At 53.5% G+C, this 12,422-nt stretch carries 10 protein-coding genes and 1 riboswitch; of the genes, 7 read left to right on the top strand and 3 right to left on the bottom strand.

Annotation, left to right across the window (positions count from 1 at the left end; all coding sequences use genetic code 11):
• Positions 1-73: 73 nt before the first annotated feature.
• The 5 genes from IE090_RS02245 (at position 74) to IE090_RS02225 (ending at position 6,517) form a co-directional block, all read left to right on the top strand.
• Positions 74-316, top strand: a complete 243-nt coding sequence (locus IE090_RS02245; RefSeq protein ID WP_189386702.1) for a glutaredoxin family protein — start codon at positions 74-76, stop codon at positions 314-316.
• A 56-nt stretch (positions 317-372) separates the two neighbouring features.
• Positions 373-1,524: a patatin-like phospholipase family protein gene (locus IE090_RS02240; RefSeq protein WP_189386701.1), complete on the top strand. Its 1,152-nt coding sequence runs from the start codon at positions 373-375 to the stop codon at positions 1,522-1,524.
• 1 nt (position 1,525) lies between these two features.
• Positions 1,526-2,215, top strand: a complete 690-nt coding sequence (gene cobB / locus IE090_RS02235) for a Sir2 family NAD+-dependent deacetylase (protein ID WP_229815371.1) — start codon at positions 1,526-1,528, stop codon at positions 2,213-2,215.
• Between the two features lie 148 nt (positions 2,216-2,363).
• Entirely contained in the window at positions 2,364-3,452 is a 1,089-nt protein-coding gene (locus IE090_RS02230; protein WP_189386699.1) for an efflux RND transporter periplasmic adaptor subunit, read from the top strand.
• Positions 3,453-3,454: 2 nt separating this feature from the next.
• Positions 3,455-6,517 carry an efflux RND transporter permease subunit gene (locus IE090_RS02225; RefSeq protein WP_189386698.1) on the top strand — a complete coding sequence of 1,021 codons (3,063 nt, stop codon included), beginning with the start codon at positions 3,455-3,457 and terminating at the stop codon, positions 6,515-6,517.
• A 65-nt stretch (positions 6,518-6,582) separates the two neighbouring features.
• Here the strand turns inward: IE090_RS02225 and IE090_RS02220 are convergent, their stop codons facing one another.
• The 3 genes from IE090_RS02220 to IE090_RS02210 form a co-directional block, all read right to left on the bottom strand.
• Positions 6,583-8,154, bottom strand: a complete 1,572-nt coding sequence (locus IE090_RS02220) for a BCCT family transporter (protein WP_189386697.1) — start codon at positions 8,152-8,154, stop codon at positions 6,583-6,585.
• 135 nt (positions 8,155-8,289) lie between these two features.
• A complete protein-coding gene (locus IE090_RS02215) occupies positions 8,290-9,663 on the bottom strand; it encodes an AmpG family muropeptide MFS transporter (RefSeq protein WP_189386696.1) in 1,374 nt (457 codons plus the stop codon).
• The gene (locus tag IE090_RS02210) at positions 9,663-10,148 is read right to left on the bottom strand and encodes a YajQ family cyclic di-GMP-binding protein (RefSeq protein ID WP_189386695.1); all 486 of its coding nucleotides are present in this window, start codon (positions 10,146-10,148) and stop codon (positions 9,663-9,665) included. The genes IE090_RS02215 and IE090_RS02210 overlap by 1 nt, the downstream gene beginning before the upstream one ends.
• A 137-nt stretch (positions 10,149-10,285) precedes the next feature.
• Between IE090_RS02210 and IE090_RS02205 the strand changes: the two genes are divergently transcribed.
• On the top strand, positions 10,286-11,224 hold the full coding sequence (locus IE090_RS02205; RefSeq protein WP_189386694.1) for a hypothetical protein: 939 nt from the start codon (positions 10,286-10,288) through the stop codon (positions 11,222-11,224).
• Between the two features lie 85 nt (positions 11,225-11,309).
• Complete coding sequence (locus IE090_RS02200) at positions 11,310-12,197, top strand: ketopantoate reductase family protein (protein ID WP_189386693.1); 888 nt, start codon at positions 11,310-11,312, stop codon at positions 12,195-12,197.
• Positions 12,194-12,384: riboswitch (cobalamin riboswitch) on the top strand. (Overlaps the previous gene by 4 nt.)
• Positions 12,385-12,422: the final 38 nt, after the last annotated feature.

Genomic DNA, 12,422 nt, shown 5'->3' with positions numbered 1-12,422 from the left:
ACAGCCATGTCGATGTTCGCTATACTGGCAGCCTTTGTTAACCGTCCTTCCTTAACGAGAGGTATCGACTGCCATGAAGTTGGCGTTACATTATTACGATGCGTGCCCATTCTGTCAGATGGTGTTGCGCGTTCTGCCGCAAATCGACACTGAGGTCGAGCTACGCAATGTGTTGAGCAACCCCGATTATCGCCAAGAGCAACAACAAGCAACTGGCCGTACTACGGTTCCTTGCCTGCGACTTGAGGATGATCAAGGCCAGGTGCAATGGTTGTATGAATCCATGGACATCGTTGAGTACTTAAAGGCACTCTAAACTGGCAAGCCACGCACTTGGTCCTGCGAACCGCTGGGCATTGAGGAGCCAGATTGATGATGCAAAAAACCGGACTGATTTTATCAGGCGGCGGTGCTCGAGCAGCCTATCAAGTCGGTGTTTTAAAAGCCATTCATCGGCTGCTGCCAAAGGGGCACTACTATCCTTTTGATATTATTTCCGGCACCTCCGCCGGTGCGATAAATGGCGCCGCACTCGCCAGTTTTGCCAATAACTACCGCATCGGCATCCGCCACTTGGAGCGCATCTGGTCAAACTTCAGCTGTGACCAAATCTACCATACCGATACCGTTGGCTTGTCACGTGCATTAATGCGTATGACCGGTGGTCTGCTGCTCGGTGCAAGGCGACGAGAAGTACCGCTCGCTCTGCTTGATAATACGCCGCTGCGCCAGCTGCTGGCCGAAGTGATTCGCTTTGACGCCATTGAAGATGCCATCAATAACCAGCATTTACACGCTCTGGCTATCAACTGTTCTGGCTTAAGCAGCGGCCAGTCAGTGGCTTTTTTCCAAGGTCACTACAGCCTCAGTAACTGGCAGCGACAACGTCGCATTGGTCGGCGCAGCGAGCTTACCTTGGATCACTTAATGGCCTCAGCGGCGATTCCCATGATTTTCCCCGCAGTGCGCCTACACCATGAGTTTTATGCTGACGGTGCCGTGCGCCAGTTAGCGCCGATGAGCCCAGCACTGCATCTTGGCGCCGAAAAACTGCTGGTCATTGGCGTCAGCGGCCGCGCCCACCGTTCCAATCCTCCGCCAATGCAAGACGAACCCTACCCCACCCCAGCCAAAGTCATGGGCCATATGCTCAATGCTGCTTTTCTTGACAGCATGGAAACTGACATTGAACGCTTGCAGCGCATCAACCGCACCGTCAGCTTAATCCCAGAGAAAGTCCGTAAACGCCAAGCGATGGAGCTGCGTCATATTGGCCTGCTCGAAATCAGCCCCAGCCAATCTTTGGACGATATTGCTGGCCAGCACGTCAATGAAATGCCGAAAGCATTGCGTCTGCTGCTTGGCGGCAGTGGCAATGCTGCCAATAACGGCAGTGGCATACTCAGTTACCTGCTATTCTCGCGCGGTTATTGTCAGGCACTGATTCAGCTCGGTTATGATGATGGCCTGCAACGCGCCGATGAAATCCGCCAGTTTTTTTCTGACCATTTTCAGGACCAATAACATGACCCAACGTATCGTGGTACTGACCGGTGCCGGCATTTCTGCCGAGTCTGGCATCAAAACCTTTCGCGACAGCGACGGTTTGTGGGAAAACCACCGCATCGAGGACGTTGCCACACCCGAAGCATTTATTCGCAGCCCCGATCAAGTGCAGCATTTTTACAACTTGCGCCGAGCACAATTGGCCGAGGTTGATCCCAACGCTGCCCATCAGGCACTGGCCAACTTCGAGCAAGAATTTAACGGCGAGTTTTTGCTTGTCACTCAAAACGTCGATAACCTACACGAGCGTGCCGGCAGCCAGCAGCTGCTGCATATGCATGGCGAACTGTGTAAAGCGCGCTGCCTTGCGTGCGATCATGTGCAACCCTGGTATACAGATATCGACGCCCACAGCGAGTGCCAACACTGCCAAGCGACACAACTGCGTCCGCACATCGTTTGGTTTGGCGAAATGCCGTTATTTATGGACGACATTTATCAAGCGCTAGCGCGCTGCGATTTATTTATCAGCATTGGCACCAGCGGCCATGTTTACCCAGCAGCGGGGTTTGTTGAAGTAGCCAACGCCGCCGGTGCTCACAGTGTCGAGATCAATTTGGAGCCATCTAATACCCAAGATGCCTTTGCTGAGCACCGCTACGGCAAAGCCGGCATTGAAGTAGCGCGCTATTTACAGTCTCTGCTCTAACGCTCCAGCACCAACCGGGGTTTAACACCGATAACGATGGCAGATTGTTGCAAGCTCAGGACAAGCGGTTGTTTGATCTGCGCCTTATGATCATCGACCAGAATGTCCTAAACTTGCTGGCCAACTGGCCAGACTGGGTTTTAAGGACATGCGAACGTTATTATTGCTGCCATTGGCAGCATTGCTACTCAGTGGCTGCGAACAGCCACCTTTAGAAGAAACCGTTGACAACGATCAGGCCAGACCGGCCAAACTCTACCATGTGCCCAACCCGGGAGAGCAGCTACTACGTCGCTTTCCCGCCAAAGTACAAGCCGCTGAACAAGCTGAGCTGGCCTTTCGAGTAGCCGGTGAGCTGCAGTCACTGCCAGCAAAACCAGGCCAAGCCGTTGACCGGGGTGACATCTTGGCCAGCCTCGACCCATCGGATTATCGCATCAAGGTTAATGATCGCCGTGCACGCTATGAACTCGCCAAAGCACAATTCGATCGTATCGAGGGCTTATTCCGCCAGCAGCAAGTGTCGCAGTCGCAGTTTGACCAAGCCAAAGCCGAGTTGGATATTAGTGCTGCCGCGCTGCAAGCAGCAGAAACGGATTTATCCTACACCGTATTAAAAGCGCCGTTTAAAGGTGAGATTGCCCAGGTTTACACAGACAAACACCAGCCTGTAGCGGCTGGGCGCACCGTCATTTTATTGCAGGCACGCGATCAGCTAGAAATCAAAATTCAGGTGCCTGAGAATCTGATGGCTAGGCTGACAGAGTCCAAGCATACCGCTAGCTACCAACCTGAAGTCGAATTCGAAGCCATGCCAGGGCAGCGCTTTATGGCCAGCTACAAAGAGCACAATGCCCAGGCCGACCCTGCCACCGGCAGTTTTACCACCACGTTAACGCTACCTCGCCCACCTGGGCTCAATCTATTACCTGGGATGTCCGCCAGCGTCTACGTGGATTTAAATCAGGTACTAAGAGACCAGCCCACCGTACTCATGGTGCCCTCCAGTGCCGTATTGCAACATGCCAGTCAGGATCAAGGCAGCGAGGCCAGTGTCTGGGTCGTCAGTGCCGACATGACGCTGGTGCGCCGCGATGTGGAGATTGGCCGCATTACCTCCCAAGGCATTGAAATTTTGGCCGGTCTGCAGCCCAGCGAAACCATTCTCGCTGCCGGTGTGCATCAAGCGACCGCGGGCATGCGGGTACGTCCTTGGGTTCGTGAGCGAGGTCTTTAAGCATGGCAGCCGAAAACAGCGCCACCTATTTTATTCGCCACGCCACCACCAGCTGGATGGTTCTACTGATTTTACTGATCGGCGGTGTGATAAGTTATCTCAACCTCGGCCGCCTAGAAGACCCACAGTTCACCATTAAAGAAGCCATGGTGGTTACCTTTTATCCCGGCGCCAGTGCGCTGCAAGTGGAAGAAGAAGTCACCGCGCCGTTGGAAAATGCCATTCAATCACTGGCGTATATTGATTACGTTGACTCCATTTCTAAAGCGGGTTCATCACAAATCCACTTGGTCATCAAACCCGAATACCAGTCTGAGCAGCTGCCACAAATCTGGGATGAGTTGCGACGCAAAATTCGCGACCGTCAGGGCAGCCTGCCCCCTGGAGTTAAAACGCCCATCATTAAAGACGATTTTGGCGATGTCTTTGGTGTGTTACTGGCGCTGACAGGCGATGAGTACACCTATGAAGATTTGTCCGACTACGCCGACTTTTTAAAGCGCGAACTCACTACCTTAGAGGGCATCGCCAAAGTCGAAATTACCGGCACGCAAACCGAGCAGGTATTTATTGATATTTCCCGCGAGCGCATGACCAATCTGGGCATCCCCATCTCACGCCTGTACGGTTTACTCAATACACAAAACACCGTTAATAGCGCCGGACACATTCGCATCATGGATGAGTACGTGCGGATTTATCCCACGGGGGAGTTTCAATCGGTGCAAGAGCTGGGGAACTTGCTGGTCAGTGAACCGGGCTCTGACAAGCTCATTTATCTGCACGATATCGCCCGTATATCAGAGGGCGTCGCCGAGGTACCGACTCACCTCACCAATTATCAAGCAGAGCCCTCGCTGCGCATCGGGGTTGCGTTTAACAGTGGCGTCAATGTGGTGGAAGTGGGTAAGCACTTACGTCAACGCCTCGCTGACTTAGAAGATAACCGGCCTTTGGGCATGGAGTTGCACACCCTCTATGACCAGCCCGCCGAAGTGGATAAATCTTCTACCGGCTTTGTTTACAACCTACTGGCAGCCATCGTCATTGTTATCTTAGTGCTGCTGGTCTTTATGGGCATGCGTGCCGGTTTAATCATTGGCAGCATCCTGTTTTTGACTGTACTGGGTACCTTTATCGTGATGGAAACCATGGGTATTCAGCTGCACCGAATATCACTGGGCGCTTTAATTATCGCATTGGGTATGCTGGTAGATAATGCCTTGGTGGTGACCGAAGGTATTATGATCGGCATTCAGCGCGGCTTAAGTCGCCGCGAAGCAGCCTATCAAATTGTGCGCCAGACACAGTGGCCATTATTAGGCGCCACTGTCATTGCCATCACGGCTTTTGCCCCCATCGGCCTATCACCAGACTCAACCGGTGAGTTTGTTGGCTCTTTGTTTTTCGTACTGCTGATTTCTTTATTGCTAAGCTGGCTCACGGCGTTATCGCTGACCCCCTTCTTATGCAACCTGCTGTTTAAAGATGGCCAAGCCGACAACAATGCAGACGCAAACGAGACTTACAAAGGCCTACTGTATGATGTGTATCGCGCCATTTTAAGCCGTATGCTGCAGCACCGGATGATCACTATGGTGTCGATGGTGGTCGCCATGATCATCGCCATCGTCGGCTTTGGCCAGGTCAAGCAGAGCTTTTTCCCACCGTCGAACACGCCGATGTTTTTAGTCGACATCTGGCTGCCAGAAGGCACAGACATTCGCGCCACTCAGCAAACCGCGCGACAACTGGAGCAGTACTTCTTGAAGCAGCCTAGGGTGGAGTTTACCTCCTCCACCGTCGGCCAGGGCGAGCAGCGCTTTATGCTGACCTATGCCACAGAAAAACAGTACCCAGCCTATGCTCAGGTCATGGTCAGAGCCGAACAACGGGAGCACATCCCCGCCCTAATCGACGACGCGCGCCAGTGGGTAGCCGATCATATCCCAGGTACTTTTATTAAGTTCAAGCGGCTGCAAATTGGCCCCGGCAGCAGCGCGAAAATCGAAGCGCGTTTTTCTGGCCCAGATCAAACCGTACTGCGTCAACTGGCTGAAGAAGCCACACAAATCCTTCGTGATCACGACTACGCCGCTAATATTCGCTACGACTGGCGCCAACGCGTTAAAGTGATTCGCCCAGCGTTTAATGAGGACAATGCCCGCCGCGCCGGTATTTCCAAGCAAGACTTGGACGATTTACTACAGCTGAGTGTTTCTGGCCGCACCGTGGGCTTGTATCGCGAAGGCACCACGCTGAAACCCATCGTGATTCGCCCACCAGAGCAAGAACGACTGAACGTCGACGGCCTGATGGATTTGCAAATATGGAGCCCGGTCTTTAAACGCTACATTCCCATCCAGCAAATTGTTGAACGCTTTGACGTGGTGTTTGAAGACCCCATCATCGCCCGCCGTGACCGCAAACGCACCATTGAGGTCTATGCCGACCCTGCGGCCAACGCACCGATCAATGCTAACGCTTTGTTCAAACAAGTGCGCCCGCAGCTGGAAGCCATTGCCCTACCGACCGGCTATCAGTTGGAATGGGGCGGCGAATACGAGTCCTCACGCAAGGCTCAAGCCAGTGTGTTTGCCTCCTTGCCACTGGGCTATTTGATTATGTTCATCATTACGGTGCTGCTGTTCAATGAGGCGCGCAGCGCCATTGTCATCTGGTCCTGCGTACCGCTGGCCATTATTGGCGTGACGGCGGGAATGCTGCTGTTGCAGGCTGAGTTTGGCTTTATGGCTTTGCTCGGATTTTTAAGCTTGTCCGGCATGATTGTGAAAAATGGCATCGTGTTAGTGGATCAAATCCGCTTTGAGCTCGATAACGGCAAAGCCGGCTACGACGCCATTTTTGAAGCATCGGTCAGTCGCTTACGCCCCGTCACCATGGCGGCCTTAACCACCATTTTGGGCTTGTTGCCGCTGCTGGCTGATCCGTTCTTCAGCGCCATGGCCGTGGTTATCTGCTTTGGTTTGGGCTTCGCCACCGTCTTAACCCTCGGCGTGGTGCCCGTGATGTACTCATTAACTCACGGCATTAAGCGCGCATAAAAAAACGGCCCATGCAGGGCCGTCTTATTCACGAAAAAAGAGCCAGCATTGCTGGCTCTTTTTTGTTAGCGTCGCTCGGTCCGTAAACCCATGATTAAACTGACGCACATAATCAAAAGTACGATGGTGAACGGCAGGCCGGTTGAAATCGCACCGGCTTGCAGCGCTTGAATCGCCTCTGTGCCGCCAATCCACAGCAAAGCTGCCGCAATAGCACCTTCGATGCTGGCCCAGAAAATACGCTGAGGCACTGGTGCATCAATTTTACCGCCTGCGGTAATGCTATCGATGACCAGCGAGCCTGAGTCCGATGACGTGATAAAGAATACCAACACCAAGACAATGGCAATCATCGACAGGATATTACCCATTGGCAGCGCATCGAACATTTGGAACATGGCCAGCGGTACTTCTGTTAGGCCATTTGCACCCAGATCACCAATGCCATCCACCACTTGCTCAATGGCAATGCCACCGAAAATTGACATCCACAATACGGTCACCAGCGTTGGCACAATCAGCACGCCCGCAAGGAACTCACGGATGGTACGACCTTCAGACACTCGTGCGATAAACATACCCACGAATGGCGACCAAGAAATCCACCATGCCCAATAGAACACAGTCCAACCCTGGAACCAGGCTTCGTCTTCTCGACCGTGTGGATTGCTCAGCGGTACGATGTTTTCAAGGTAGGCACCGATGGTGGTTGGAATATTCCCCATAGCGACGGCAAAACCGACCAATGCCACAAACACCATCAATGCCAGAGCAATCAGCATATTGACGTTACTGAGGACTTTCACACCGCCCTCAAGGCCACGTACCACAGAAATAATCGCCAGTGCGGTAACACCAACAATGACCAATACCTGCGTGCTGATGCTGCTTTCCACACCAAATACGTGCTCAATGCCGCTGGCAGCTTGTTGCGCGCCCAGTCCTAACGATGTTGCCAGACCAAACAAGGTCGCTAATACCGCCAGAATGTCAATGATGTGACCAGCCCAGCCCCAAGTGCGATCACCTAAAATGGGGTAAAAGATCGAGCGAATCGACAGTGGCAAGCCCTTGTTATAAGCGAAAAAGGCAAGCGACAATGCCACGACACCATAAATAGCCCATGGGTGCAGGCCCCAGTGATACATGGTGGCCCCCATTGCCAAGCGCGCCGCCTCAGGCGTATTGGCCTCAACGCCTAACGGTGTTTCATACCACCCTGTAAAATACGCTACCGGCTCGGCAACCGCCCAGAACATCAGACCAATCCCCATGCCAGCGGCAAACAACATGGCCAGCCAAGAGATCATTGAATGCGCCGGCTTAGCATTGGCGCCGCCAATGCGAATCTTGCCGTAGGGAGACACCAACAAGGCCAAACAAAAGAGCACGAAAATATTGCCTGACCAAATAAACAGCACATCAAAAGTGCCGATGATGTCCCACTTCAGGCCATCCAGTGTCGCTTTCGCCGTGGCCGAGTCGGTCACTAACACGGCAATCAGAAACAGTAAAATCAGGCCGGCACTGATACCAAAAACAGGGTTATGAACATCAAACCCCCATTTTTGAACATTGTCCTGACCAACGGTGTAGTCAGTATTTTCAATACTGTACTTATCGTGGTGGCTACTCATATGTTTTCCTGACAGTGAAATTCGTTAGTACACTAAAGGAAATGCCACCTTATGCTCAAGCACTGGGCCATAAAAAAGTAAATTTTTGCCAAATTTGGCTGCCATTGTGTCACTTTTATGACCACTGCTGCGCAATTATTGAACAGCGCTATCGGAAGCAACCTCTACTTCCGACGCACTCACCTGCCGTGATAGATAGATAACCAATATAATGGCGGGCAGCCCTAGTGCGGCAGCAACGATAAAAAATTCGATATAGCCATACGCGTCGACCACCACGCCAGAAAAGCCACTGATAAATTTGCCCGGCAATGTCATCAAGGAGCTAAACAACGCGTATTGAGTGGCGGTGTAATGCCGGTTCGTCAAACTCGACAAATAGGCAATAAAGGCCGTGCCAGCAATGCCTCCGCTGAGATTATCGGCACTGATGACCAACGCCAACAACAGCAAAGAGGGCGTGTCTGCAGCCCCCACCCAAGCCAACCAGGCGAACAATAAGTTGGTGATGGCCACCAACAGTGCACCGGCCAATAGCGGTCGATAAACCCCTAAACGCACCACCAGCACACCGCACAGCGCAGACCCCGCAATGGTCATGAAAAAACCAAAGACCTTCGCCACCGAAGCAATATCGCTTTTGCTGTAGCCAAGATCGAGATAAAACGGGTTGGCCATGGCGCCCATGGCCAAATCACTGAGGCGAAAAACAGCGATAAACGCCAAAATGCTTAAAGCCAATAAACCGTTGCGCTGAAAAAAATCCAGAAATGGGCACACCACGGCACCCAACCACCAGCGCTGCCAAGCCGGGCGCTGCGACATGTGCATGGCTCGACCAAAGGTTTGGTCGACCAGCTGATCCTCCAAACGGCGCTGCTCCGTCGCTTTGACCTCCACCGCCGCATCGGCCCATAAAGTCACCACAATAATGCTGATGGCGATCACAGCCATCACCATGTACGCCAGCGACCAACCTCCCCACTCGGCCAAATACAATGCACCGGCCCCCGCCACCAGCAACGCAACCCGATAGCCAAAAAAGTAAGCGGCAGACAATGCCCCTTGCCACTGCTCACTGGCGATTTCAATTCGATAGGCATCAATCGCGATGTCTTGAGTAGCGGACGAAAATGCGACCAGCACCGCCAACGCCGCCACCGCCGTCACTTGGGCGGCAGGGTCTAACTGGCTCATCAGCAGCAAACCGGTAGCCACCCCCAGCTGCCCTAGCAAAATCCAACTGCGACGCTTGCCCAGCCAGCGTTGCAGCAGCGGCAAGCGCAGGCGATCAATCACTGGAGCCCAAAACACTTTAACCGAGTAGGTCATACCGACCCAGGCAAAAAAACCGATGGTGCTGCGCTCTAGCCCAGCTTCAGTCAGCCAAGCAGTCAGAGTGGTAAACACCAGCAAAAAAGGCAGCCCAGCAGCAAAGCCCAAGGCTGCCAACACGGCCACATGCTTGTGGCCATAGGTATCAATAAACTGCTGGGCCCAGGCTGGCATCAGTCTTTAAAGTTTTTAAACATCAGCGGCAAGGTAATGCTGTCTTCTGCTTTTAGCAGAGCCATCACTTCTTGCAAGTCGTCACGCTTTTTACCGGTGACGCGTACCATTTCGCCCTGAATAGCCGCTTGCACTTTGATCTTGCTGTCTTTAATCAGTTTGACCATTTTGCGGCCCAAGTCTTTATCAATGCCCTGGCGCAAGGTGGCCGTCATTTTTACCAGCTTGCCAGCCCCTTGTGGGTCACTGTATTCAAGGCAACTTACTTTAATGCCACGTTTAATCAGCGCGCCCTCCAGCATGGGTTTCATTTGCTCTAATTGAAACTCATCGCTGGCGGTCATGGTGACGTTCCATTCTTGCAGGGCATACTCAGCCTGACTGCCTTTAAAGTCGTAGCGGCGCTCCAGTTCACGATTCGCCTGATCAACGGCATTTTGCGCTTCGTGCTTGTCAATTTCCGATACCACATCAAAAGAAGGCATAAATCATCTCCGCTAAATAAATGGCTGGCATATATACTCTGGCGATGCACTAAATGCAAAGCAAGCGACCAACAACGACTATATTGAAACGGCAAAGTCAGAAGAACTCAGCTAAAGTGACTGCCATGGAAACGAAAATGACACTGCACGGTCCAGGAACGTATTATATTTCTGTAACCGGCGCCAAGGACCAGCCCATTTTTTACTCGGTTTTCGAGTACCGTTACGCTGAGCAAATTCTCGCCAACCTAAACGGCACACGCCTGATTGCTTACGTTTTTAACGCCAATGAAATTCAATGCGTACTGCACTGCCAGCGTGACTGGACGGAAGTCATTGACGATTTGCACCAAGCCTTTGATGCCATGCACGAGCGCTGCTGGCAACGCCGCCACCAGGCGCTATCTGATCAAAGTACCGTATTGTTAGTGGATGACAGTGCCTACCTGGTCGAGCTGGTACTGCAGCTGCACCGCTGGCCGGTGTTGCAACGCCTGGTGGCCAGCGCCGATCTTTACCCGTGGAGCAGCGACCGCTACTACCGCCAGCCTCACCCACCCACGTGGCTAGACAGTCGCAGCATGCTGAACTGGTTATGCCACAGCCGCCGTAATCAAGCACAGCATTATTGCGACGTCATGCAGCAGCCCGCACGCGCCACGTTGAACTTGCTGTCTGGCAATCATCCTATGTACCAAGCCTTGGCACGTGACGAGTTTATTCAGCGTTTTTTACGCAAAGAAGCGTTATCCCAATCGGCACGCTCGGCCGAAGAAGTACGTCGTTTATTTGAAGACGCCTGCCAACTGGTCAGCCAGCGCTTAGGCGTCGCCGTCGAGCAAATGTGCAACCCGCTTAATCGGCGTGATTTTCATCGACTGATGCCCATTGTGGTGTGGCTGCTGCGCGAACGCGGCATTCATTACGACGACATCGCCCGCTTAGTAGGTGAAGACGAAGAGCGCTTACAACTGTGGCTGCGCAACCTGCCGGCGGATCATCAACCGCCACTGCTAAATACGCTCATGCAGTTGTGGTCACCGCCCCCGCCTGAAGGCGCCTTTGCGGATTACTAGGGCGCCGAATTATTCAAAGGTGGCCTAAAAGCCCACTCGCAACCTCCTTTCTCCCTTTGCAAAGGTGCCGGTGTATACTGGCGCCATGATGACCATAGCAATATTAGGTGCCGGTGCCATCGGCACCTTGATGGCCTACCACTGGCGACAGTTACACCCCATGATTGCCGGCGCCGACCAACCCGTCATGCGCCAGCTTCAACACCAGCGCAGCACATCACTGACTCTGCCAGCCTGGCAAGGCCATGAACTCGATTGGCTGGTGGTATGCACCAAAGCCAGTGCCACCTTACCCGCCTTGCAACCGCTGGCCCCCCACTTGGCTAACGTCAAGCACATCGCCTTACTGCAAAACGGCATGGGTCAACAACACGCGCTGCAGCAATGGTTGGATCAACAGCCCAAGGCACCCCAATTGTGGGTGGCCAGCACCACAGAAGGCGCCTACCGGCGCAGCCCGAGCGAGGTGGTTTATGCCGGCCAAGGTGACACTGTGATCGGCCCTTGGCGCTCGACCTCCGAGCCTTGGCCGCCGCTGCCACCTAGGTGGCAAGGCGTGGAAGATATCCAGCAACGTCTGTTTCACAAACTGGCCATCAATGCTGTGATCAACCCTCTTACAGCGCTGCATCGCTGTCGCAATGGCAAGCTACTAACACCGGCTCACCGCCCACAGCTACTGGCACTTTGCGGTGAAGTCAGCGCGACCTTTGCGGCTCTGCAGTGGCCACAGCCCGCAGAGCTCACCGCCACTGTGATCAAAGTGGCCGAGGCCACCGCCTATAATCAGTCCTCGACCCTGCAAGATTTGCTGGCCAATCGCCCCACCGAGCTGGACTACATTACGGGGTTTATCTTGTCACAAGCGCAGCAAAACTCAGTGTCCACACCGCTGCAGCAGGCATTGGCGCAGCAACTTAAGCTAAAACTTAAGCTAAAACCGAGCATTGACCCGCCTGCTCCAGGCCGCTAGTCTTGCCGGCCTCAGGTGCCTGCTGCGGCAGGTTAAACGGGAAGTCTGGTGAAAAACCAGCGCTGCCCCCGCAACGGTAAGCGATGATCGCAACGACCAAACCACTGTGCCAATGCATGGGAAGGGGTCGCTGCGGAGCCCAGCTCGCATCGCCAGCCCGGATACCGGCCTGAAAGCAATTACCAGCGACTGCGGTGGGCGGTGGCGGAGGTTCCCAACTGGTTT

This window comes from Bacterioplanes sanyensis (assembly GCF_014652515.1).
GTDB classification, from domain to species: Bacteria; Pseudomonadota; Gammaproteobacteria; order Pseudomonadales; family Oceanobacteraceae; genus Bacterioplanes; species Bacterioplanes sanyensis.
Note: the sequence above shows the minus strand (reverse complement) of the source record. Positions and strands in the feature narration are given on the sequence as shown.